21 protein-coding genes and 3 pseudogenes are annotated in these 24,491 nt (G+C 35.8%); 1 reads left to right on the forward strand and 23 read right to left on the reverse strand.

Annotated elements, in window-relative coordinates:
• Window positions 1–28: 28 nt before the first annotated feature.
• From AMS59_RS09745 to AMS59_RS09840, 21 genes and pseudogenes are all read right to left on the reverse strand, one after another.
• Entirely contained in the window at window positions 29–592 is a 564-nt protein-coding gene (locus tag AMS59_RS09745; RefSeq protein WP_053483537.1) for a glycerol-3-phosphate responsive antiterminator, read from the reverse strand.
• Between the two features lie 56 nt (window positions 593–648).
• Complete coding sequence (locus tag AMS59_RS09750; RefSeq protein ID WP_053483538.1) at window positions 649–2,292, reverse strand: glycerol-3-phosphate dehydrogenase/oxidase; 1,644 nt, start codon at window positions 2,290–2,292, stop codon at window positions 649–651.
• Between the two features lie 657 nt (window positions 2,293–2,949).
• On the reverse strand, window positions 2,950–3,525 hold the full coding sequence (locus AMS59_RS09755; RefSeq protein ID WP_053483539.1) for an RloB family protein: 576 nt from the start codon (window positions 3,523–3,525) through the stop codon (window positions 2,950–2,952).
• Window positions 3,522–4,796, reverse strand: a complete 1,275-nt coding sequence (locus AMS59_RS09760) for an ATP/GTP-binding protein (protein ID WP_053483540.1) — start codon at window positions 4,794–4,796, stop codon at window positions 3,522–3,524. The genes AMS59_RS09755 and AMS59_RS09760 overlap by 4 nt, the downstream gene beginning before the upstream one ends.
• A gap of 266 nt (window positions 4,797–5,062) precedes the next feature.
• Complete coding sequence (locus AMS59_RS09765; RefSeq protein WP_053483541.1) at window positions 5,063–5,989, reverse strand: NAD-dependent epimerase/dehydratase family protein; 927 nt, start codon at window positions 5,987–5,989, stop codon at window positions 5,063–5,065.
• Between the two features lie 285 nt (window positions 5,990–6,274).
• A complete protein-coding gene (locus AMS59_RS09770) occupies window positions 6,275–6,802 on the reverse strand; it encodes a YceI family protein (RefSeq protein ID WP_053483542.1) in 528 nt (175 codons plus the stop codon).
• A 283-nt stretch (window positions 6,803–7,085) separates the two neighbouring features.
• On the reverse strand, window positions 7,086–7,655 hold the full coding sequence (locus tag AMS59_RS09775; protein WP_053483543.1) for a manganese efflux pump: 570 nt from the start codon (window positions 7,653–7,655) through the stop codon (window positions 7,086–7,088).
• A 214-nt stretch (window positions 7,656–7,869) separates the two neighbouring features.
• Window positions 7,870–9,588 (reverse strand): methyl-accepting chemotaxis protein, encoded by a 1,719-nt coding sequence (locus AMS59_RS09780; protein WP_053483544.1) that lies wholly within the window; start codon window positions 9,586–9,588, stop codon window positions 7,870–7,872.
• Between the two features lie 155 nt (window positions 9,589–9,743).
• A pseudogene (locus tag AMS59_RS24145) lies at window positions 9,744–9,985 on the reverse strand (zinc ribbon domain-containing protein); the annotation flags it as partial.
• Window positions 9,986–10,092: 107 nt separating this feature from the next.
• Window positions 10,093–11,094 carry an HD domain-containing phosphohydrolase gene (locus AMS59_RS09790; RefSeq protein ID WP_053483546.1) on the reverse strand — a complete coding sequence of 334 codons (1,002 nt, stop codon included), beginning with the start codon at window positions 11,092–11,094 and terminating at the stop codon, window positions 10,093–10,095.
• A 15-nt stretch (window positions 11,095–11,109) separates the two neighbouring features.
• A complete protein-coding gene (locus AMS59_RS09795) occupies window positions 11,110–12,111 on the reverse strand; it encodes a globin-coupled sensor protein (RefSeq protein ID WP_156304599.1) in 1,002 nt (333 codons plus the stop codon).
• A 38-nt stretch (window positions 12,112–12,149) separates the two neighbouring features.
• Window positions 12,150–12,407: a protoglobin domain-containing protein gene (locus AMS59_RS26640; RefSeq protein ID WP_156304600.1), complete on the reverse strand. Its 258-nt coding sequence runs from the start codon at window positions 12,405–12,407 to the stop codon at window positions 12,150–12,152.
• Window positions 12,408–12,444: 37 nt separating this feature from the next.
• Entirely contained in the window at window positions 12,445–13,938 is a 1,494-nt protein-coding gene (locus tag AMS59_RS09800) for a helix-turn-helix domain-containing protein (RefSeq protein WP_053483547.1), read from the reverse strand.
• Between the two features lie 536 nt (window positions 13,939–14,474).
• Window positions 14,475–16,562 (reverse strand): InlB B-repeat-containing protein, encoded by a 2,088-nt coding sequence (locus AMS59_RS09805; RefSeq protein WP_082337444.1) that lies wholly within the window; start codon window positions 16,560–16,562, stop codon window positions 14,475–14,477.
• Window positions 16,468–17,289, reverse strand: a complete 822-nt coding sequence (locus AMS59_RS09810; RefSeq protein WP_053483549.1) for a leucine-rich repeat domain-containing protein — start codon at window positions 17,287–17,289, stop codon at window positions 16,468–16,470. The genes AMS59_RS09805 and AMS59_RS09810 overlap by 95 nt, the downstream gene beginning before the upstream one ends.
• Before the next feature lie 415 nt (window positions 17,290–17,704).
• A complete protein-coding gene (locus tag AMS59_RS09815; protein ID WP_053483550.1) occupies window positions 17,705–19,105 on the reverse strand; it encodes a sensor histidine kinase KdpD in 1,401 nt (466 codons plus the stop codon).
• Window positions 19,106–19,819, reverse strand: a complete 714-nt coding sequence (locus AMS59_RS09820) for a response regulator transcription factor (RefSeq protein WP_053483551.1) — start codon at window positions 19,817–19,819, stop codon at window positions 19,106–19,108.
• Window positions 19,820–19,897: 78 nt separating this feature from the next.
• Complete coding sequence (locus AMS59_RS09825; RefSeq protein ID WP_053483552.1) at window positions 19,898–20,248, reverse strand: YxeA family protein; 351 nt, start codon at window positions 20,246–20,248, stop codon at window positions 19,898–19,900.
• A 21-nt stretch (window positions 20,249–20,269) separates the two neighbouring features.
• On the reverse strand, window positions 20,270–21,001 hold the full coding sequence (locus AMS59_RS09830; protein ID WP_053483553.1) for an ABC transporter permease: 732 nt from the start codon (window positions 20,999–21,001) through the stop codon (window positions 20,270–20,272).
• Between the two features lie 12 nt (window positions 21,002–21,013).
• A complete protein-coding gene (locus AMS59_RS09835) occupies window positions 21,014–21,766 on the reverse strand; it encodes an ABC transporter permease (protein ID WP_053483554.1) in 753 nt (250 codons plus the stop codon).
• A complete protein-coding gene (locus AMS59_RS09840) occupies window positions 21,763–22,680 on the reverse strand; it encodes an ATP-binding cassette domain-containing protein (RefSeq protein ID WP_053483555.1) in 918 nt (305 codons plus the stop codon). The genes AMS59_RS09835 and AMS59_RS09840 overlap by 4 nt, the downstream gene beginning before the upstream one ends.
• 227 nt (window positions 22,681–22,907) lie before the next feature.
• Between AMS59_RS09840 and AMS59_RS09845 the strand changes: the two genes are divergently transcribed.
• Entirely contained in the window at window positions 22,908–23,780 is an 873-nt protein-coding gene (locus tag AMS59_RS09845; RefSeq protein ID WP_053483556.1) for a glycine betaine ABC transporter substrate-binding protein, read from the forward strand.
• A gap of 337 nt (window positions 23,781–24,117) precedes the next feature.
• Here the strand turns inward: AMS59_RS09845 and AMS59_RS25005 are convergent.
• Window positions 24,118–24,225: pseudogene (locus tag AMS59_RS25005) on the reverse strand (nucleotidyltransferase); the annotation flags it as partial.
• 15 nt (window positions 24,226–24,240) lie between these two features.
• Window positions 24,241–24,384, reverse strand: a pseudogene (locus tag AMS59_RS26940) (TetR/AcrR family transcriptional regulator); the annotation flags it as partial.
• Between the last annotated feature and the right edge of the window lie 107 nt (window positions 24,385–24,491).

The raw sequence follows: 24,491 nt of genomic DNA on the forward strand, positions 1-24,491 counted from the left end.
TACATTGTAGAGAAAGTAATATACATAGTCAACAAGATTTCCGGAAATTTTCCCACAACTTCTTATTTGATGTCGTAATCGCTACTGCTCCAGCTGATAACGCTTCCTCTATGCTTTCAACAGTGCGGACTAGTCCACCTGTAATAACAGGGATTTTAGTGCGCTGGTGTACTTCAGAAATCATTGAAGGAATGATACCTGGTAATAATTCTATATAATCAGGCTTCGCTGATTCAATCATTGAAAAGCTTTTTTCTAGTGCAATCGTATCAATTAAAAAGACGCGCTGAATGGCAATAATCCCACGAGATTTTGCTTTTATTAACATATTAGATCGAGTGGAAATTATACCTGCTGGACGGATATCATTACATAAAAAATCTGCTGCAAAATTATCCGTTTTTAAGCCATGAATTAAATCTGCATGAATAATTAATTTTTTACCGTTACGATCTGCTTCTCGTTTTATGGACATGAGCAAACTAATATGCACTTCTAATAGAACAATGTATTCGAATCGACTATTTAATATTTCATCAAATTGCTTAACTGTTCGTGCAGCGGGAATAATTTGTTGATCATTGAAATTCATTTGATTTCCCCTTTATTCAAAAAGTCAGGTCGCCATTAAGACGACCTTCCTTTTTATTATAATGCAGTAGTAGCTCTTGTTATTTCTAAATTTAAATCTTTTTCATACTGAGTACGTTGTTCAGTGGACCAATGTAATTGTTTTGCCATTTCATCTAATATCGCATCTTTATATTGTTTCACAAGAGCGATATTAAAGAACATATACGCTGTACGACGAATCATAAAGTCGTTCGGATGAACAACCATTTCCTGATGAATACCATACAGTAGCTGAGCATATAGCCCTTGTGGTAAAACAGGATGTTTTTCTTTAGCATATTCAAAAACAATATCCACATTAGAACCGTAATGATGTGCTAAATGTTTTGCTTCCTCTTCTGATAATCCGAGATCGACACCCATTTTTGTTCGTTTTGACACGAAGGCATGTAAGTTTTGGGAGCCTCCAACATCTCCACCAGATATATGAATATTCTTTGTATGACATGGTTTTGATGCAATGCCAAATTGTTGTTCTAAATCTTGCGCAATCTTATTTAAAACTGTTTCAGCCATTTTACGATAACCTGTTAATTTACCGCCAGCAATTGTCACGAGACCAGAAGCAGATTCCCATACTTCGTCCTTACGAGAAATTTCAGATGGGTTTTTACCTTCCTCATGAATTAATGGACGAACACCTGCCCAGCTTGATTCGATATCTGCATCAGTGACGTTAACTTTTGGAAACATATAATGAATTGCCTTCATAATATAATCGCGATCTTCTTGGTGGATATTCATTTCTCGGGCATCGCCTTCGTAAAATGTATCTGTCGTTCCAACATATGTTTTCCCATTTCGAGGAATCGCAAAAACCATACGACCATCAGGTGTATCAAAATAGACAGCTTGACGTAATGGAAATTTTGATTCATCAAAAACGATGTGCACACCTTTTGATAAAATTAAGTGCTTGCCATTTTGTTCCCCTTCAATATTACGAACCTCATCTACCCATGGACCTGCAGCATTCACAACTTTTTTTGCACGAATATTAAACGTGTTATGGGCAATCAAATCTTGTGCTACGATACCATTCATTTTCTTTTGGTCATTGTATAGAAAGTTTTCTGCCTTTGTATAATTAATGAGTGTAGCGCCTTTTTCGATGGCAGCTTTGGCAACTTCGACTGTCAGACGTGCATCATCTGTACGATATTCTACATATACACCACCGCCGCGTAAGTCCTCACCTTTGACCAAAGGTTCTTTTTCCATTGTTTTTGCAGCATTTAACATATATCGACGCTCAGAACGTTTAACCCCTGCTAAAAAATCATAGACACGTAAGCCAATATTCGTTGAGAATTTACCAAATGTGCCACCTTTATGGAATGGCAGTAGCATCCAAACAGGAGTTGTTACATGCGGTCCATTTTCATAAACGATGGCACGCTCTTTTCCTAAATCTGCAACCTCTTTTATTTCAAATTGTTTTAAATAACGAAGTCCACCATGCACTAATTTTGTCGAACGACTAGAAGTACCAGCGGCAAAGTCTTGCATTTCAACTAACGCTACAGATAGTCCACGAGCAATTGCATCAAGTGCGATACCACAACCTGTAATCCCACCACCGATAACTAATAAATCATATTCTTTACTTTCTAATTCTACAATCGTTTGTTGACGTTGTATTGCTGAAGCTGTGCTCATAATGAAATTCCTCCTTATTTAAAGCAAAAAAAGAGACCATTAAAAGCACATGTACAAATGTACATATGTTTTTAATGGTCTCTCAATCGCTCAAACCTGATATATTAACTTAATTTCATTGTAATCTGTTTAGAAAGAAAAGGCAAGGTAGATCGTCTAGAAAAATTACGAACACAACATACACTTTTCAATCATTTATAGGTTTAAGGACGTGCCATATGTACAGTTCAATTGTCATGGCTTCAAATATTATTCCCAAATACAAAAAATTTATTTACTACCATTTTTGAGTGGAAGATAAAAAAAAAAATTTTAGTTGTTATCGTCGCATTGAAAAAGTTCCACTCCAATCAACTTAATATATGTCATACTTTTAATAATTGTTATCCCCATTTTGAGATATAAAAATAGCAGGTTCTCCATTAAGTAATAGAAAACCTGCTGATTAGCAATCCATTCTGCCTCTGCCTCGGCATAATTGCGTCCGGAATCGGCTTTGTGCTTAGGCCTGCATGAGGGCCAACACGATGTAGGTCATTTCGGTAATGCCACAGGACGTGGCGCTTTTACCGATGCAGGTCAGTTAGCCGTTATCGCATGGATGCGATGGTTTTAGGCTAACATCCTTTTAAGAACTCCTTTTTTTACTGAAAGAAGTTAAAATATGTATTGTATCATTTCATGTATGTTGCAATAAGGATTATCACGGCTTTCCGCCTTGCGAAGTGCCATCATATTTGTGCAATTTTTAATAGCGACCTCATGTCGAAGTGCGATAGGTGCAATGACTGACTCATCCGCTTTATGACGAAAATAACGTGTCACCCCAAGATGCTGCTCCATCTTGTCATTTAATACAGCACGAGGATACTTTTCAGATATATCGACTTCTTCAAAATGCAACAGTAGCCATAATTCGAATGCTTCATTTGAATAGGCGATATGAATATTATTCTCCTCGCAAAAGTCATTCACTTCCTCTAATTGCTTTTCGGTTAAATCATCCTTATCAAAAACAATCCAAACCTCATCAAAATATTGATAGCTTGAATCCCGATAGGCATGCTGAGCTAGCTTAATAGCTGAACGCTTAACGTTTTTTATTTTGACACTTACCATTTTTGAGCGCTTTAAAATACGCATCTGCTCAAAATAAATGCGTTCAGTTTCACCTTCACAATAAATTAAAACGGTTTTACGCAGTGTTCGGTTACCTTGTTGACGCACTCTCACGGCTCAGATACCTCCACTTCCCCTAGATATTGATCTGATAAATATTCATTAATAACCGGTGTTGCCCCGAATTCGCCTTTTAAGTACCGCTTGGCATAGGAAATATCTCCACGTTTCTTCTGCAAATCTGCAAAATCAAATAAGGAGTATAACTCGGATTCATTTTTAAAGCTTTTATTCACAAACCATATTTGATCGGAACGTAGTGGCTGATCTAATAAATCAATTTCATGACTTGTGACAACAAATTGATTAGTCACATTACGCTTGCTGTTCATAATGGCCATTAAAAATTCGCAGATGGACACATGAAATGCTGTATCAAATTCATCTATAAAGATCGTTTTCCCTTTATTGTATGCATCTACCATAACACATGCTAAATGCAGCATACGGACTGTCCCCTTTGAATCCATCGTCCAATTGATCGTCTCTGCTCCAATCGGCGCACCTGCTTCATCGAATGATAAATAGTGCAAATCGATATCCACCTCCTGAATAACCTCCGGAGTGTCAAAATCATAGCCAATAGTATTTTTCTCTCTACGCTCAACGCGTCTTGCCGTCACATCTTGAATAGAAAAGTCTGCAATCTTTAGTAACTTAATAACCTCTTTCTTAAATGGCTCCTCTTCAAGTTTACGAATAAGTGGATGACTTGATAACCGATTTGCTTCATCTAAAAACAGTATTTTATGTAAAAACCAATCAAATATTTTCGTAGCATCTGGATCATTAAAGACATTTAATACTGATAAGAAAGCTGTATTATTACGCGTATATTTTGTCAATTCTAGCGCTGGACTGGCAGTTTCATACAAATATTCTGTCCCATCCCATTGTCTATTAAAGAGCTGCTCTTTCATGGACTTTGTCGTTTTAGTTAGGCCTTCGTAAAGAACCTGCGATGCATTATACTGTACCTCATAATCGTACAGCGCCCCATCTAGTAATAACGAAATCATAAATTCCGTCGGTTGTTCTTGCCGGCCACCTAACTTAAACGGCTGGTAGGGCAAGCGTAGTTGTTTAACATTATTAAGATTTTCAAAGTTAAACAATAAAGAACGTAAAATTTTAATAGCAGTGAATAAGTTTGATTTCCCACTTCCGTTTGGTCCGAAAATAAAGGCACTTTTTACAAGGTGAAACGAGTCAAATTTCATTGTATGTGTGTCCTTTAATTTACGAATGCGGCTTCCCGCTACCATTGAAAATAGTGTTTCGTCTTTATAACTTAAACAATTTTTCACTCTAAAATCTACTAGCATTTGTAAGCCCCCATTCAATTCCGCAGCATCCCTTTAAAAAATAATTATACTATATACATAAAAAAACACCTATTCCCCCGCGTAATACCAATGATAAGTTCTCTCTGTAAATATAAAAAAACGATTTCCCCTTTAGAGCAGGGTAAATCGTCAAAAATTACACTTAATCATCTACATATTTTGTGTTCATCACCCATAACGTGGGATTGATTTCCCCACTTCAATCAACAATCAACTTATATACAGGACATACTTTAACAATTTGTTTAAATTTCTACTATCTTTTCATTTTGTAATGCTTGCAATGTACGCTCTATGCCTTCCGCGAAAGAAGTTTTTGGTCTCCATCCGATTGCCTTCGCCAACTTTGCATTATTTAAAAATGAATGCTCAATATCTCCCTCTCTCGCAGGAGCGTATTGAATTTCTAAAGGATGATTTAAATGCTGTAATAATAAAATGACTTGATGAATCGACCATGCCTCATTAGTTGATACATTATAAATGCCCTGTAATCTAGCCTGCACTCCAGCGTAAATAGCATCTGCAATGTCATCTACATATATGAAATCTCGTGTTTGTTCTCCATCTCCATAAATCGTAAAGGGTTTTCCTTCAAGACTGCTTTTTAACATGCTAGGAATAACCGCCGCTTCCCCCTGCATACATTGCCTCGGACCGAATACATTAGCAAATCTGTAAATTAACGTCGGTAAACGATAATCTTTTTGCCATTTTTCACAATATGTCTCACCAATACTTTTGTTTAATCCATACATCGAAATCGGTTCACTAACATCTGTTTCTTCCAATGGGGGATAGTGACTATCTCCATAAACAGCTGCTGAAGAGGCGAAAACGAAATGCTTTACCTTATACTTTGACGATAAGAAGAGCATCTGACTAAGTCCTACAATATTCGTTAAAACATCCTTCACTGGCTCTTGCATCGATTTTTGAACACTCGTTTGCGCTGCACAATGGATGACCACATCAAATGATGTTTCTTTAAAGAGATGCTCACAAACTTCATCTTCCACATTCAAAAGATAAGATTTATGGTCAAAGTCGACATTGCGTAAATGACCGGTACTTAAATTATCAATAATATAAACATTTGCACCCTCTTTAAAAAAATGCCTCGCCACTGCACTACCAATAAAACCATAGCCACCTGTCACTAATACATTCATCTCATCGCCCCCAAAAACAATATGATGTTTTATATGCAGTATTTCCTAAAATTATGCAAGTAACTTATTTATTGTGTTATTTTTTGGCAATGTTTTTTTTGTTTAGATAAAAAAATGAGGCTGGGACAAAAGGATTTTAGCCAATGAAAAACCCGAACTATATTACGAAACGCTCATTCTGTGTTTCGTAATAGTTCGGGTTATCTGTTTATATTCTTTGTTAATTTAAAAATTATCCATCTTTCATAAAGGACAAATTAGTTATGTCCCAGCCTCTTTACAAAATTAAGCTGGATTTACTTCCAGTTCAACCGAAATTTTAATGTCTTTACCAACTAAAACACCGCCAGTTTCTAAAGCAGCATTCCAAGTTAAGCCAAATTCTTCTCGATTGATTGTAGTTGTAGATTCAAAGCCATAAACTTCTTGGCCCCATGGATTTGTACCTTTACCATTAAATTCGGTATTAAATGTTACTGATTTCGTTACATCTTTAATCGTTAAATCACCTGTAACTGCATATTCATCATCTGATTTTTTTGTGATGCTTGATGACTTGAATGTAATTGTCGGATATTTTTCAGTATCGAAGAAATCTGCTGCTTTTAAGTGATTATCACGATCTTCACTACGTGTATTAATGCTAGCTGCATCAATTGTAAAGCTAATGTTTGCTGTTGTTAAATCTGCAAGATCTGCCGCTTCAATATCTGCTGAATAAGTATCGAATACACCTTTTACTTTTGATACCATCATGTGTTTTACTTGAAAGTTAATTGCTGAGTGTCCTAAATCAATATTCCATTTTGCCATTATAAATTCCTCCAATGAAGTTGTTTTTGTCTCGATTTCGAGATATATGATAAAATATGAAGTAACTACATTCATTATGTTCCCTCAATTTTATGGGATAAACATTTGTAGTTACTTCTTTCGTACATCCTAGTTAAAAGTAGTTACGAAAAGTAATTGATTACTTTCTGTAACTTACTATATATTAATAATTTACTTACGTCAAGTTATTTTTATAACTTTTTTTAAATCGATGGTGCCAGATTTTTTTCGAACGATAGGTGTGACTCTATCACCGCGTATTTTAAGAAACAATTTCAATGATCCCTATAAGTATAAGTAACCAACCAGAAATAGCGGTTGAGTGTTTTCCAATAAAAGTCTTAGTAAGTAAGACTCCAAAATGAACACCGGCGCCTACTGTTATGAACGAAAAAATACCGATAGAAATAACTGTCCAGATCGCAGAAATACCATTGGCTCCAAGTGCCATTCCTCCTGCTAAACAATTGGCTGATAAGACAAAGCCGAGCGTCATTGCTTCTCGAATTGAAATTATATAATTTTTATCCTCATCAAATACTTCAGGATTTCCCAATATTCCTTGTTTAGAAAAGCGACTAGATAATAAAGTCCATATCCCAATAGCACAAAGTAAAAGACTCCCGATTAAATTTGCGAAATCTGGAGAGATAAAATTAATAACTACACTTCCAGCTGTTACTGCAGCGTATGTGACAATCATTGAAATAAGGGCAATAACCGCATTGGATAATATGGGTATTTTCACTCGCTTAATACCATAGGCGAGACCAATTCCTAAATTATCTAAGTTGGCAGCTATCCCAATAAGAATGATGGCTATCCAATGCATTCCTTTCCTCCTCAATAACGTAAAATCCATTCTCACATAGGATATGAAGGGAAAAAATTTTTGTTCATCTATGTTTTGAACGTAATTACCCGCGGAGATATTGGGATTACTTTTGATTCCATGGGATTTGAGCTCTATATACCTCAACGCCTTAAACCCGCGGAAGACTTAAATTACTTACGTTTTTTAGCCTTTACCCGCGGATGTCATTTTTCTATAGCTTGAAATTATTCAATTGTTGAGAAATTTTCTCGGCAATAGTTGCGGTTTCAAGGGATGACTCTGCTACGTGCTGTATTGCTTTTAATGTTTCTGAAATACTCTTTGCTATATCATTTGACTGATCAGATGATTCTATAGCGACAGTAGATACATTTTCAATTGCTTCTTGTATTTCTAACATAGAATATTTCATCGTTCCAACAAACGTTGTTACTTCTGATATTAATGTATTAAAGTACATAGCATCTTCTTCATATTGAATTCCACTGTTTTGGAAAAGCTCATAATCAGGTGTTACTTTATTATCGATAAAGTGTAATAGCTCTTGAGCATTAGAAGACACATTCGTAAATGCCTTTTCTACTTCACTTGTGACAATTTGTATTTTTTGAACAGTTTCAGATGATTGTTCAGCTAATTTCCGTACTTCATCAGCTACAACAGCAAAACCTTTACCTTGCTCACCTGCTCTTGCGGCCTCGATAGCTGCATTTAAAGCTAACAAATTCGTTTGAGCAGCAATATCTGCTATTGTGTCAGACATTACTTTTACTTCCGATACGATTTTTCCAGCCTGAATCGCTTCTAAAACTAGCTTCTGTTTATCATCATATAGATTACGAGCGGTACTATTTGCTTGAACAGCTGTTTCTTTAATTTCAATTGCTCTATCTTTTACTTTTTGTGAGAAATCCAGACTATATTCTGTTTTCTCATTTAATTTTTTTGTACTTTCAAGCACCTCAATGGCAGTGGCGTTTAATTGCTCAGTTGTTGCACTTAGTGTAGTACTTCCCATAGCGACATCCTTTGAAGTTGTATCAATTTCATTCATTGAAGCCGTAATCTCCTCAATTGTTGCAGTTAAATCTTCACTTAAAGTACTCATTTGTGCTGATGTGCTACTAACACTAGAAACAAGTTCCTGAATATGTGAAACAGAATTGTTCAATCCTTTCGTAATTTTCCCAAGGTCATCAGAATATATCACCTCGGCATGTCGTGTTAAATCACCATCCTCAACTCCAGATACAACATCATTAATATTGGAGATTGCCTTTTTAACATATCTGTTTAAATTAACAAAAACACATACGCTAAATATTAGAGCAATAGCTATAATAATAATGTTTCTATACAATGTTTTTTTATAGGCTACATCATTTTCTTCGCTTTTCATTTCAGCACTCTTGATATTTATTTTCTCTATTTGTTCCATAAGATTATCTCTCTGCTGTTCTTTTTCTAATAGAGGTTTTAGTAATTCATCAACATCTCCTATATCCACATCAGAGATAGCTTGTTGGAAAATAGATTCTAGTATACCTTTATAACTTTCAAGTACTTGTTCTAAATCCTTACTTAGCTTTTTTTCTTCGCTTCCCATTTCTGTGTTCTTAAAATCTTTAAAAATACGACTATTTTCTTCGTCCAAAGCTACTATTTTTTCATAATACTCCATCCTCTCATCGGTATCTTGTGACTTATAAAATAGTCTAAGCTTCAAATTAGTTATTTTTTGCTGGTTATCGGACATTTTACTTAATAAACTAACAGAAGTTAAATTTTCTTCATAAATATACTTTGCATTATCATTCATTTCTTTCACACCGTATATCCCAGTAACCCCTATAATCACAAGTACAATAAACATAATGGTATTGAATATTCCGAACTTTCCAACCAAAGATGTGTTTTTATAAAACTTCATTTTCTCTCCACCTTAATCACAATAATGTGAACTACCCACCACTTAAACCTAACGTTTTTTGAAGTGGGGGCTTCTCGACTTATCGTTGCTTTTAGTAGCCAATGAAAACTGATCGAGCTATCCCTCTTGTTCCTAAAGTTCTTTTTGCTATGAAATGCTAATAAACGTAGTCCTTCATGTTTGATGTTGATGGCTGCATTCCAATCCCTTTCTGCTACAAATCCACATTCACAGCGGAATTTACGCTCAGAAGAGATAGAGATTCCTATACTTGACCACAACAGGAACAAGTTTTGGAAGATGGAAACCACCTATCTATTTTGATTAACTTTTTTCCTTGCTCCTCTTACTTGTCCCTAAGAAATGTCGTGAATATGCCCCATGCATTATCTGCAACGAATAAGTCATTCACGGAAAAATCTAAACCAACAATAGCTTGTACTTCTTTTTTATAGATTAAGGTTTAGTTATTATTACATACAATTTTTATCTGAACACTCTGTTTTATTTTAGTAAAATACTATTCTTGCCTATTACTTTTTCTATAAACACTTCTACTAAATTAGGGTCAAACTTAATACCCTTCTGTTCTTTTAAATAGGAAAGAGCTTCTTCTTTTGTCCAAGCTTTTTTATAACCTCTATCACTAACTAAAGCATCGTAAACATCTACTATAGATATTACTCTCGCTTCAAAAGGAATTTCTTCTCCTTTTAACCCCATTGGATATCCTGTTCCATCCCAATTCTCATGATGATATTTAATAATATTTTCAGCTATTTTCTTATCATCAAAAACTGTATTGTTCATTTCATCAGATAGTTTATTCAATACATCTACACCCATAAGAGGATGCATCTTCATAATTTTTTTCTCATAGACTGTTAGTGACCCAGCTTTATACAGGATCGATTCTGGTATTCCCGATTTTCCTATGTCATGTAAAACACTGTATTCTATAATTTTACTAACATACTCTAACGATAAATGATAAGTTCTATCTTCAAAGAGGCTTAGTAAGAATTCTTCTGCTAACTTTTGCACATTCAAAAGATGTTCTGCTATATTTACATCACGCATTTCACTCGATAGAGCTAACAACTTAAATAGCTCCTTTTGATCTATTTTGTGCTGATTTACTTCATCTATTAATAGTTGTTCCGCTAAGCGCAATACTCCTACATAATAAATAATTCCTGTTATTTCAATTGGCGTAATCGTTATAAATGAGTACCTTAACTCTAATGATTTGTTGACATTCACCATTGTCCCAGACCATGGCTGTCCCTTTTTTAATGTACTGTTTAACGATTTATACATAACAAATGGTGTTACACTCGATTTTAAACAATCTACTGGTAATCCAATAAGAAATTCTCTTTTATAGCCGGTGATCGTTTCGTATTGTTGATTTACATCGATAATTAATTGATTTTGATCAACGATAACAACAGCATCACCCAATTTTAAATAATACGTTAATTCTTTTGGTATATTTTTACGCATTCAAACGACTCCTCATCAATTGTTTAATTCATTAGCAAAACTAGCAAGTCGATCAGCCGACAATGCAACTTCTTCAAATGCTTTACCTAACTCATTGACAACATTGGCGAAAATATCAATTTTTTCTTGTGAATGTTCATTATGTTCTTGTGTTTCTTTCATAGATTGTAAAATTTGCTCAAAATATATGTCAGTTTGCTCCATTGTTCGTTTTCCGTCTTGAACAGATTGATTTATCAAGCCAAGTGAGGCAGCTAACTTTTCTACCTTAGATACAGTAGATAAAATTAAATGAGCTACATTCGAGACTGATTTTTTTGTTACTTCTGATAATTTTTTAACTTCGTCTGCTACAACTGCAAATCCTCTTCCATGTTCGCCTGCCCTTGCAGCTTCAATTGCTGCGTTTAAAGATAATAAATTAGTTTGATCCGCTATTTTCGTTACAATATCAATAATGCCTTGAACTTCCTTTGTTATCTTTAACAAGTCTTCTATATCATTGGAGATTATTAGAACTGCCTCATGAACATTCCTCATATTACGATCCTGTTTACTTATTTGAAACTTCCCATGTTCCGCTCTCTCCTCTGCTAACTTAGATAACTCTTTTCCGGCATTTACGTTTTCCACCAATTCTGTGCAATGAATATGTAATTCCTGAAATGCTGCATTTGTTTGCTCTGAAATTGATGCTAAATTTTCAGTTGAATTCATCACTTGAATTTTAGTTTTTTTCGCCTGTTCGTCTAATTTTTCTTTAATTCTACTTATCTCTTTATCGTAGTCTTCCAGAACCGCTTGTTGTTCTAAGTTAAATAATTTTGAGAGTGCTTTTACACTAGAATAATAAAGTTCTTTTTCAGAAAGATTCTTTTCGATAATCTCCATAATTGTTATAAACAATTTTTGAAAAGCACATAAATACCATTTTGTCTGCAAACCAATTTTCACATGCATTTGTGCTATTCTAGCCCTTTTTAAAAAATATTCATCATCAATTATTCCTGAAAACATTTCGAAAATATGTGATTTTAAAGTTTTCTTTAAAGCATCTACTGAACTATTTTATTAATTAATGTTTGTAGTGATTCTTCCAAGCTGAGATTCTTGTAAAAAAGATCAACAATGTCATCTATTTCTTCTTTAATAAATGGCTGCAAGTTTTTTATTACTTGTAACTCTTCTATTGAAAAGTTAATCATTTTTATTTGTTTCTCTATTTCACTGCCACTTTGAATTTTCATTTTTATATTATTATCAAGTAATATAAAGGCATTATTTATCTCTTTCTTTTTAATTTTCCAGAACATAAATCGACCCCCGTTCAAAAATATCGATTAATTTTCTTTAAACTTCCCCTATTAAAGTTTTCAATAGTAGCTTATTCGGCTGTTGATACTTATTAAAATAGATTTCCTGTAGTTTTTTTGATAACCTTTCATAATCGCTTTTTTGAGGAATTGTATTCCATACAAATACATCTTCTAAGTCTTTGTTAATATTTAAGTATAAGCGATCTGTTATAATTAATTCCGCCTCTTCATCTTCAGAACATAACTCAACATGGATAAAAACGCGTTTAACTTGACTGAATAAATATGGAACATCATTTATCATTGAAAATATTTTTATTTTAATTGAATCTCTATTTGCAATATCAATTGTTTGTTTTAGCAATTTATGATATCGACCAATTAATATTTCTCTGCGATTAAATACGATGGCGAAAGCCTTATTTTCTAATAGTCGATCATAAAACTGATTCATGATTTCTATTTGAGCAGTTTCATGCATTTCTAAGCGCTGTATATAAAGATCTTCTTTAAATAAATTAGCTGGACCAGAAAAAGATAAAATAAAATAATGGAGATGCAGTAAGTTTACGAAGAGTGCCCCATATTCTTCTACATCTAAAGTAACTGAAAAATGCTCCATGAACATCTCCATCCAATATATAGTGGCTTGCACAAACATTTCCTGATTATGATGCTGTGCAAAGTTCATTAACAAACTTACTGTACTATCTTTCTTCTGATAATGACGCATGCAACTAATGATGGAAAATGAAAACATTGTTTCTAATTCAATTTCTTCATCTGATAAATCAGTAAATTCCCTAAATATATACTTAATTTTTTTCGATAATTGCTCATAGTTATGATGATGTTTCGTAAAGTTTGCATACATTGGATGATATTCAATTAAGCAACCTAGTTTTGCGCGTGTTAAGCAAATAGCCAGCCAATATAAAAGTTGTTCGGAATAGGCTATGTCTACTTCCTCCATTAATTCAAGTATTTCTTCTCTTGAAACTAGAGCAAATGGCCATTCCTCTCCCCAACACGAATTCCAGTAGAACAAGAAATAAAAATAACGAAATTGCTTTTCTGTCCCTTCAAGACTGACTTCTGCATAAGATGTATACTTCAAGTGAAATTGATCTAACAAAGGCTTAACTTTTTTTATTCGTCGATACACGGATGCAGGGCTAGTGAAATTATCCAAAACAAACATGTTAATATCAAAAAATTTATTGTAAAACATCTCATCAAAAGCTTTATATGTTAATGAGTTTTGTAAATAATATCTTTCGATAGTCTTCATAGAAAAATTATCTTTATAAATTAATTGAAAATACTTCAGCTCTTCTTTTTGGATAACCGCAGATTCTGTAATAAATTTTAAATCAATTGCTATCTCATCTACTATTTTCAAAATTGTTCTTTCAGACAAATCCATCATCTGAGATAACTCTAAACTTGAATATACCCTCTGTTCTTCATAAATATGATGTAGAATTCCCACCTTTTGTAAAGATGAACGATCCAAAAAATTATACATAAAAACACCTCAATGTCTTCCACCAGTAGACCCAGCTGTGTCACACTAATAAACCATTTATTTGAATTTAGATAAGTTTATATAACCCTTATCAATAAATTCTATTCCCGCTTTTTTACAACACTAAACATTAAAAAGCATTATTTTTAATACTTTATAACTACTCAGACAATAAAACGGAAGTAAGTGAATTTTTGAATTTTCTTACAAACAACAAATACAGCTTATTTTCATCTAATTCGCTCATTTTAGGAAACTGTGAATATAGCCTTTTGTTTTCAAGGTTATTTACACTATAACAAGCAATTTAAAACAAGCAAAATCACTTTTTGTTCGTTTTCGTGCAAAACTTGATAATCTTATAAATCTATTCAAAACATCTACCTTTCGGAGGTTTTCAATTCTAGTTTTTCATCTTCATCTACAAAATTTCTATCGTGAGGGGTTATTTTCCAACATCACAGGCTGTCGTCCTTCTTTCTTATCTAAAAAAAGAGATATATCAAATTACGATACATCTCTCATCATGGTAAGTTTTATAAACCAAGCGCTCGGTACATACACGCCGTAAATTGTGCACGCGTTAAATTTTCATTTGGTCTGAAATTACCGTTTTCATCGCCTAGTGCAATGTTATAGTCTGCTAGAGAGGCAATATATCCACTCGCCCAATGTGATCGGTCGACATCCTTGAACGTACTATTGCCTTCTGGCGTTAAGCCGAATGCAAGCACCATTATTTTTGCCATTTGCGCACGTGTTATATAATCATTTGGACGAAACGCCCCGTTTGAACCATCCACTATACCTGCTCGTTGTAGTCGTGTAATTTGTTCAAAATATACATGGCTTTTAGGTACATCTGAAAATAATACAGCCTCTCGAATTGGTGCTGGTTGTAACGCACGGTCAATCATAAGCACCACATGCTGACGTTGAGCCAGATCATTTGGTCGGAAAGTGCCATCTGGATAACCTTTAATAATGCACCTTTTGGCAACTTCTTGAATCATATCTTGTGCCCAGTTATGATCAATATCCTTGAAAGTAATGTCACAACCATTACTCTCCTGCATCCACCGAGCATATAACGTTATATCTACTGTGACTTCATCTTTCTCAAAATCCCATGCTTTTGTGAATTCTTTATTTTTATACCAACCGATAAACATGTAGCCTTCCTTCTTTGGATTAGAAGGGGCTTTCACTAAAGCTTTATATGCTACTGTTTGCGAAGGAACTTTAATGCCTCCATTGGAATCAAACGTAACAATATAACTACCTTCTGACACATTATCCTTTGTCCATTTCGCATATAATATTATGTCTGCTGTTACTCTATCTTTCGCAAAATCCCATGCATTTTTTAGCTCTGCATCCTTATACCAGCCAGTAAATTGACAGCCATCCTTCACTGGAGTAGATGGGGCCTTCACTAGGTCGTTAAATCCAACTGTTTGTGGCGGTACTTCACTCCCATCATTGGAATCAAAAGTGACAGTATATAAACGCGACCAGCCAGACCCTCCTCCCGACGTATGATCCTTTGTCCATTTCGCATACAACGTAACATTTTTTGTCACTACGTCTTTTGCAAAATCCCATGGCACTGTCAATTCTTTATCTTTGTGCCAGCCATCGAATGTATAGCCTTCCTTCTTTGGAACAACTGGTACTTTTACTAATTCACTATGTCCTACAGATAGGGATGGGACTTCGCTTCCGCCATTGGCATCAAAAGTAACGATATAGCTTGCTTTCGACCACTTGGCGTATAGCGTTATATCTTTTGTTACTACATCTTGATTGAAATTCCATGCTTCCGTAAGCCCTTTATCTTTATACCAACCTTCGAATGTATAGCCTTCCTTCTTTGGATTAGTCGGTTCAATTAATAGATTTCCACACTTAGTTGTTTTGGATGGAACATTGTTACCTCCGTTCGTATCAAAGGTGACGGTACAATTGTTAGGTAAATCCCACATCGCATATATTGTCATTGGTTGTGGTATAGTATTAGACCATTTTATAGTATAGTCCTTGTCTTCGAACCATCCATAGAATGTTTTTCCTTCCTTGTATTGTTGATCGAATGGAGTTTTGTCAGATGAGAACTGAGGCTTCCCATGAAATATTACATAATCTAGGCTGTTTTCAATAAAAGCATCATAACGGATTGTCTCAACACTTGATGGGATTTCAATACTTGTTAATTGATTATTCTTAAATACAACTCCATCTATTGTCTTAACATTGGAGGGGTTCTCGAATTCAACATTTGTCAATCGATTATATGCAAATGCTCCTTCATCTATCATTGTGATACTTGATGGAATTTGTACACTTGTTAACTGATTATAAGCAAATATAGATCTCTTTATTTCTGTAAGTGTTGATGGAATTTCTATGTTAGTTAATTGATTCTCTGCGAATGCATGTGTCCCTATCGTTGTTATATTTAATGGGGTTTCAAACTCCACACTCGTTAATTGATTGAACAAAAATGCGGCGTCCCCTATCGTTGAAACGCTAGATGGAATTTTTATATTTGTTAACAAATTTTGATGAAATGCATATTTCTCTATCTCCGTTAGGTTTGTTGGCCTCGCGCTCAAATTCCACACTTGTTAATTGATTATAAGAAAAGGCCGCTTCTTCAATCGTTGCAACACTTGACGGAATCTTTACACCAGGTATTTTATTTTTCCTAAACGCCTTTTTTCCGATTGTTTTAAGATTTGATGAGGGATCTTGCTCGAACTCTAGCTTAATAATTCGATTTTGATAAAATGCCAGTTCTCCAATCGTTTTAACACTCGATGGAATAGTAACATGTGTCAATTCATTACGAGCAAATGCTTCTGCTTCAATCACTGTAACACTTGATGGAATCTCTACAGTTGTTAATTGATTGATAAAAAACGCGCCAGTTCCTATCGATGTTATGTTTGATGAAATATCTATGCGCGTTAATCTGTTATTGGTAAATGCATAATTCTGAATCGATGTAACACTCGATGGAATTTCTACACTTGTTAATAAATTATTAGAGAATGCATTATTTTTAATCGAGGTAACTGTTGATGGAATCTTTACGCTTGTTAATCCCTTGTCATTAAATGCTTTTTCTTCAATTGCTACAACTGGTTGCCCTTCAATCTTATCGGGAATATCAATATCCTTTGATTCACCCTCATATCCGACAATGGCAACACCGCCATCCACGCTCTTTGTTATATAATCACCTTCACCTTCACTATCACTGTTTGCGTAAGCAGATAGATTACTTAATGATAGTTGAGAAGATATCAAAAGTATGACAATCATCAATAGTAAGCTTGCTTTTTTCATTATAATCTCCTTTCCACAAACCCTTGTGGCCTGTTTTAAATTTGACATTGAAACTATAGCATTATTTAACTAAACTTCTACAATCAATATTTGTTAGTTTTTTAGCAAATATTGATAATCTTTTTTCTTGCAATTTTAAGTTTCATCAATATCAGCTTCATAAGACTCCAACTAAGGCTCATTCCAATTCCAGCGATATATTGAATACGAAAACACTTGCTACCCATTACTTGCGGTAACCTTCTACAAAAGATAAATCGCAACATTAACCAGTGAGGGTTTGCTTCATTCACAATCGGTCTTTTATGGGCAGATAATACGGGACAAAATTATTCAATGAAAAAAGGCAATAGTTTTTATAACTAATGCCTCGTTTAAACTCTCTTAAAATATTTTATTTGCCTCTTAGTTTTTTCTAATGTTCATCATTTTGGTGCTTGATAGGAAATTCCATTACAGCAGTTAGACCGCTTTGATCCTCGCCACTCTCAAGAATAAGGCGTCCTTTATGCGCCTGCACAATCCTTGCCACCATTGGAAGCCCCAGACCGTGACCTTGCTTGATAGTCCCTTTTCTCTTTGGTGAATAAGGTAACTCGGTAATATTCTTTAATTGTTCTTGCGGAATGCCTTGTCCATTATCCGTTACGATAAAGTGATACTTGGAGCCTTCCTCAGACAAGGCAGTTTCCAGTACGATTTTGCATCCCTCTGGGTTGTGATGCATACTGTTTTGGACGAGGTTGTTAATTGCTCTAAGTAGTAATTTTTCGTCTCCAATGATGTGGATTGCTTCGGTGGGAAGCTTTAAATCAATGGCATAGCGATCATCTATTCCGTTATTTAAAAAATCTGTGGCAACCTGTCTTGCCAAAACCGATAGTCGAATGTTCTTCAAATGTAAAGGTTGCATTTCATACTCAAGCATGGAGACCAGATTCAGGTCACTTACAAGTGATCGTAGTTTCTCGCCTTGGCGCCGGATAATGCTGGCCTGATGCCTTTGCTCGTCTGGCAGGTCTGAATTTTCTTCCATTTCGCTTGCGTAGCCGAGAACTAGCGACAGAGGCGTTCGAATATCATGAGAAATCCCAGCAATCCAATTGGAGCGGGCTTCATCCCGAGCCTTTAACGCATCCGTTTTATTTTGAAGCATAGTAGACGTGGAATTAATGCTCTGGGCTAAATCATCGAATATCCCATCGGCATCCAACTGAACCACTTCCTTCTTTGCAAGACTGTGAACTCCATCCACAAGAGGACGTATTTTTCTTATTAATCGTGTCCCAATCATGATAGATATTAGCAAAGCAAGTATCGCATTAGAAATCAGTAATAATATAAGCCGCAAAGGCAATGACTCTAACCAATCTGAGAGATAGTCAAATTGATACCTCCAGTGGCTTTTCTTTGGATATCCTACTACAATCAGACCATCCTGATGCTCCCAAGTATAAACAGGATATTCCATAAGATAATAACGTGAAAACTTGGCTACTTCTACTAGATTGTAGGATTGCGGAACATCATTAGGTAGATGGTAGTTCCATCGCACATGGCCATCTTCACCAATTAACATAGCCCAGGCATTGTTTTGCTGCAGAAGCTTGACAGTGTTCTCGTTCAATCGGTAGCTGTCACCCTGTTTGTCCATACTTTGGGCCACTTGCTTCACCACGTTTTCTGGAGACGGAGACTGATTATTTTCTGTGAACACTAGCACGCATAACATTACTAAGTTAAAAATAAGCAGAAATATCGAGATTATAATAGTAGCGGCGACAAATCGTCGTAATATGCGAATAACTCCTTCCACTTAACGCGTCCCCTTCACTAACAGTTTATATCCCAGTCCCCTGACAGTAAGAAGATAAAGTGGTTTGGATGGATCCACCTCGATTTTTTCACGAACCCGCCTGATATGGACCATCAATGTATTTTCGTAACCGTAGCTGTCATCTCCCCAGACGGCCTGGCATAAGGCATCGCTCGTAACGATTCTCCCTTGATTTTCATATAATTTCACAAGTATAGCGTGCTCCTTTGCCGTCAATGGTAGCTCCTTTTGATTCCCGTATACGACAGCACTTTCTAGATTAATAGTCTGTTCTCCTAATTGAAAAACAGACAATTGTTCCGAAATAGGAGAGGAGTAGACCCTTTTCAGAATGGCCATAAGCCTTAAAACTAGTTCACGCGGTAGGAACGGTTTCACAATATAATCATCTGCCCCCAAACCTAGTCCGAGTAAGCGATCTTCATCCTCGCCCCGTGCAGAAAGGAAAAGGACTGGCATTTCTGAGATCTGTCTGATAGAAGACAAAAGTGAGAATCCATCGCCATCAGGTAACATGACGTCGAGAATAGCTATATCAGGCTTATCTGTTTGGCAGATTGACAGGGCGGAACCGCAGTCAGTTGCATTATATATACGGAAAAAGCCCTCTTTTCTTAAAAAGCTTTCAATCATTTTTCTGATTTCTGGTTCATCATCTACAATTAATATTTTTTTGTCTTTTAAATTTACCATGCTATATCACCTGACTTTTATTATACATGAATAGGGGATTTATCAGTATTTTCCTATTTTCATTCAAAGGCTTTCTTATTATTTTTGATATTTCTGTTGTACCTCTTCTGGCAACTCCTCAAAGGCAACTTCTTCCCAATATGTGACCCCTCGAATCCGTGTGTAATTAAGTTGGATATACGCTCCTTCTCTCAATTGCTTTCCAGCCGAAAATTCAAGCTTTTTTTCCTTCCCTTTCTTATTGTAGGCAGTTAATTCATAGGCATGACGTCCATTGTTATCCTGAATACCAGAATCGGATATCATTGTATAATAGATAGTTTTTCCCGCAGGATTTTCAGGTGTTAGCTTCTCTGGGGTTAAGAAAAACCACAAGTAAACACCTCCAAGCACGATGAAAAGCCCCAGCATCAGCAATATTTTTTTCATCTAAAATTCCTCCAAGCATAATCAGGATGAGACAATATCTTTATTCTTCAAGCGGCGAATAGATATCGACGCAAAAATAATTACAAAAGTTAAATTTACTATCCAAAATAAAATATTCTGTATGTCAGTAAGCCGATCCTGACTCAAAACACTCATGCCAATCGTGAGTAATGAAAACGGGAAAAACATACCTAAATTAGCAGCATACATACCCAAACCGATAAACACTGCACATAGACTAATACCAATAGGTGTTGCAAAGCTGCGCATTCGCAACGATATTCCCAATTGCAGAGCACTAATGGAGAGAGTGGCAAACCAACCACGGACCGTCCAACCTATAGTCTCTACAGGAAAAGGACCTGGTAAGGGGGACAGGGTACCTGCTAACCAGTACAACCCTAGGAAAAATGTTTGTGTGAACATAACTAATATGCTGACGACAAACAATTTGGCAAGAAAAACACTTGCAACCGATACTGGAGAGGTCAAAATCATATTCCAATTTCGGTTCAAATGCTCCAGCCTACATACATAAGAACAACAAATGGCAATTAAAATAGGTAGAAAAAACTCGCCGTAAAACAAGGAAACCTGGCTCCATAAGCTATACCATCCATTTCCCAAGACGCCCTTGTTAAAATAATAATTCGTACATCCAAACAGCAGACTTATGATAGGAAGTACAGCTAGTACAAGACCTATACGAGAATGGCGCAGCTTGAGCAATTCAGCAAAGATACTTTGTTTCATCAATTTCTCACCTCAGATTTCCTGCCGGGATACATGAATACTTCCGGCAGTATAAAATAGAACAGTCATCGTTAGTACAATCAATACAAGACCGAACCCAACAGACTGTGCCATATAAAAACTTGCAGACTCAGCGAAATGAAATGTTACCGGGCTGAGATCCAAATAATACGACCATATAAAAATATGTCTGGCTGCAGCAGGGAAAAATCCTGCGGTCATACCGATGAAGCCCCCCAGCATGCCGAAGCACAGCGCAAATGCTTGGTTTTTAATGGCTAAAGAAATCCATTGCTGAAGTGCCGTAACAGCAAGAGTCGTCATCAAGTTACCAACAATAAACTTGAATAGAAAATCAGTAGGAGGAGCACCAGGAAAATCTTTTATCAGTCCGAATATAATCATCAGTACGGTCTGTGTAAGAATGCCAAACAGGAGCAAACTATTAGCGCAAATATACTTCGCCGCGTAAAGATATCCGCGGCTCACGTTAGTAGCAACAAGCATTTTCCAAGTGGCTCCTTTATGCTCCATATCACAAATACGAGAAACGACGATAGCCGAAATAATTGGCATAAAAAGCCCATTCATAGAAGATATATCAAAAAAGATAGATTCCCACACTGCGTTAACCGGATTTTTAGTAATAGAATGATTGATGGAATTGAAAGCCCACAGCATCTCCACACCAAGAATCAAGGTAATCATAATCCATATTTTTTTGCGGCGTATTTTGTAATATTCTAATCCTAATGTTTTCATCACAAGCTCTGCCCCCTCCCTGTCAGCTCCAGGAAAATGTCCTCCAGACTTTTCTTATGCTCTTCAATCCTAGTGACAGGAATGTTATGTTTAACAAGAAGTCGGTTCAATTCTGCCACTTCTTTGTCCTGCAGATTGTCGAACTCAAGATGGCTACCGCTTATTGTTAGACTGTAGCCTTGCGTGTGAAGCAGCTGCTCCGCCTTAGTATTGTCTCCAGTTTTAAGAAGGATGGCGCTTCTGCCTTTTTCCCTTAAGCTTTCTACACTACCCTGAAACAGCAGATTCCCATCACTGATAATACCTACTGAAGTAGCGATCTGTTCAATTTCAGAGAGCAGGTGGCTAGAGAGCAATACCGTTATCCCATAGGTTTTAGGCAATGATTTAATGAGCTCCCGTATTTCACCGATACCAGCTGGGTCTAAACCGTTCGTCGGCTCATCAAGAATCAGTAGCTTTGGAAAGGCAAGCAGAGCCATTGCAATACCCAATCGTTGCTTCATTCCTAGCGAATATTGCTCAGTTCTTTTGTCTTTCTGATTTTCTAGACGTACGATACGAAGTGCCTCATGCACATTTTTATCAGGTACATTTCGCAGCCGTTGCATGACCTTCATATTTTCGAGTCCTGTCAAATGCCCATAGTAAGAAGGTGATTCGATTAAGGATCCAGTACGTTGCAAAATGGAAGACCGATGTTTGCTTAAACTGTCCCCAAATATATTGATTGTCCCTTCCGAAGGCTTGATAAGTCCGAGCAGCATTTTTAGTGTGGTTGTTTTTCCAGCACCATTCGGACCCAAAAACCCATAGATCTCTCCTTCCTGAACATGAAGATCAACTTTATTTACAGAATTAATAGATCCATACTTTTTGGTCAGATTTTGTGTTTGCACAATAGCCGATGTTCTCATAAGAAAAATCATCTCCATTCAAGTCTTTTTTTCTCTACAGCTTAGACTTTAATGAATTCACCTTTCCCAAATCTAAAGTGAGCCTTACGACAGCCTTAAATTATTCTCTAAAGAGATTTACACACTCTACCAAAAACGCCAATTTGACAAAAGTAACAACCTTTTGATAACGTTAAGTTGTTACTTGTTAATTTTAGGTATGTATATATAGAAGAAAGGGAGATTTCATGAGATTCGATAAATTATTTAAGATAGGATTGGCTTTCGCATTCATGTTAGTATTAACTGCTTGTGGTTCAGATGATAAAGGCGCTCAAAATAAAGAAAAAAAAGAAGTGAACTTAGCCTATGTTGAATGGGATACTGAAATTGCCTCTACACACGTGGTAGGACAAGTTCTAGAGGATTTAGGATATGATGTAACACTAACACCACTAGATAACGGAATTATGTGGGAAGCTCTTGCAAAAGGAGAGGTTGATGGCATGGTGTCAGCTTGGTTACCACAAACACATGCCCCACAAGTTGAGAAGTACAAGGATAAAATAGTCGATTTGGGTGAAAACCTTACAGGTGCAAAAATTGGCTTAGTTGTCCCTAGTTATATGGATGTAAACTCTATCGAAGATTTAACAGATGAAGCTAGTAAAACGATAACTGGTATTGACCCAGGCGCAAATATGACAGCAACTACAGAAAATGCTTATAAAGAATATAGTAACCTTGAAGGCTGGAATGTAGTTACCTCATCTGGAGGCGCAATGACAGCAGCCCTTACTCAAGCCATTGCAAAAAATGAAGAAATCATTGTAACTGGTTGGTCTCCACACTGGAAATTTAACGCCTTTGATTTAAAATATTTAGACGATCCTAAAGGTATATACGGAGCCGAAGAATATATTGGTACATTTGCACGTAAAGGATTGAAAGAAGATAATCCAGGGGCGTATAGTGTTCTTAAAAACTTCCACTGGACTCCAGAAGATATTGAAAGTGTTATGTTCGATATTATGAAAGGCTCTGATCCTAAAGAAGCAGCAAAAAAATGGATCAAAGACAATGAAGATAAAGTTTCGGAGTGGACAAAGGATGTAAAATAATACAAATGATGAGTTTTATATACTAAAACAACAATACCTTCTGCACTTTAGTTGATGGTATTTAGAAAATAATTAAAGCGTTGAAATTCTGTCTTTAGAGGTTCAGCCGAAAAACATACTTTATGCAAATAAAAAGTCGATTCCCAGTACAATACGGAATTGACTTTTTTGTTTTATGCTGCGATTGTTTAACATTTGAATCAAATAATCTATGAAAGCGTTTTGGTTCAAATTATGTACTTTTCCATATAAAACGCTTCGCACCTAGTATAACGATTGATACAATGATGCCCCCAATAATCATCATACAAATAGAGATGAAGACGCCGATTCCGGGCACTGATTCTGACCCATATAAATAGACACCACGAACTTGATTTGGAAACATTTCATTCAACCTGCTACTATAGAGCATCATTACTTTCTTGACTTCGTTATGGATCATGCTTCTTTAACTCCTTTATGTTCCAATTAACTTAACTCCTTGTTTTACGATTCCCTCCCATAATGGATATTTTTCAGGTTCAAGCATAATCATCGTAAATCCACTTAGGACAGATAAATAGGCCCACGTTTTATCGCGAAACTCTTGTTCGGTTTCATTTCAACAAATGTTTTATCTGTGCGAAAGTGAAGCGTCAGCAACAAATGTTTTATCTGTGCGAAAGCGCAGCGTCAGCAACAAATGTTTTATCTGTGCGAAAGCGCAGC

It is taken from the genome of Lysinibacillus sp. FJAT-14745 (assembly GCF_001275675.1).
Lineage (GTDB): Bacteria > Bacillota > Bacilli > Bacillales_A > Planococcaceae > Lysinibacillus.

Bases quoted from the DNA above. Each gene is read 5' to 3' on its own strand.
- AMS59_RS09745 (WP_053483537.1), bottom strand. From the start codon at position 592: ATGAATTTCAATGATCAACAAATTATTCCCGCTGCACGAACAGTTAAG.
- AMS59_RS09750 (WP_053483538.1), bottom strand. From the start codon at position 2,292: ATGAGCACAGCTTCAGCAATACAACGTCAACAAACGATTGTAGAATTA.
- AMS59_RS09760 (WP_053483540.1), bottom strand. From the start codon at position 4,796: ATGCTAGTAGATTTTAGAGTGAAAAATTGTTTAAGTTATAAAGACGAA.
- AMS59_RS09765 (WP_053483541.1), bottom strand. From the start codon at position 5,989: ATGAATGTATTAGTGACAGGTGGCTATGGTTTTATTGGTAGTGCAGTG.
- AMS59_RS09770 (WP_053483542.1), bottom strand. From the start codon at position 6,802: ATGGCAAAATGGAATATTGATTTAGGACACTCAGCAATTAACTTTCAA.
- AMS59_RS09775 (WP_053483543.1), bottom strand. From the start codon at position 7,655: ATGCATTGGATAGCCATCATTCTTATTGGGATAGCTGCCAACTTAGAT.
- AMS59_RS09780 (WP_053483544.1), bottom strand. From the start codon at position 9,588: ATGAAGTTTTATAAAAACACATCTTTGGTTGGAAAGTTCGGAATATTC.
- AMS59_RS09790 (WP_053483546.1), bottom strand. From the start codon at position 11,094: ATGCGTAAAAATATACCAAAAGAATTAACGTATTATTTAAAATTGGGT.
- AMS59_RS09795 (WP_156304599.1), bottom strand. From the start codon at position 12,111: ATGTTTTCAGGAATAATTGATGATGAATATTTTTTAAAAAGGGCTAGA.
- AMS59_RS26640 (WP_156304600.1), bottom strand. From the start codon at position 12,407: ATGTTCTGGAAAATTAAAAAGAAAGAGATAAATAATGCCTTTATATTA.
- AMS59_RS09800 (WP_053483547.1), bottom strand. From the start codon at position 13,938: ATGTATAATTTTTTGGATCGTTCATCTTTACAAAAGGTGGGAATTCTA.
- AMS59_RS09810 (WP_053483549.1), bottom strand. From the start codon at position 17,289: ATGAAAAAAGCAAGCTTACTATTGATGATTGTCATACTTTTGATATCT.
- AMS59_RS09820 (WP_053483551.1), bottom strand. From the start codon at position 19,819: ATGGTAAATTTAAAAGACAAAAAAATATTAATTGTAGATGATGAACCA.
- AMS59_RS09825 (WP_053483552.1), bottom strand. From the start codon at position 20,248: ATGAAAAAAATATTGCTGATGCTGGGGCTTTTCATCGTGCTTGGAGGT.
- AMS59_RS09830 (WP_053483553.1), bottom strand. From the start codon at position 21,001: ATGAAACAAAGTATCTTTGCTGAATTGCTCAAGCTGCGCCATTCTCGT.
- AMS59_RS09840 (WP_053483555.1), bottom strand. From the start codon at position 22,680: ATGAGAACATCGGCTATTGTGCAAACACAAAATCTGACCAAAAAGTAT.
- AMS59_RS09845 (WP_053483556.1), top strand. From the start codon at position 22,908: ATGAGATTCGATAAATTATTTAAGATAGGATTGGCTTTCGCATTCATG.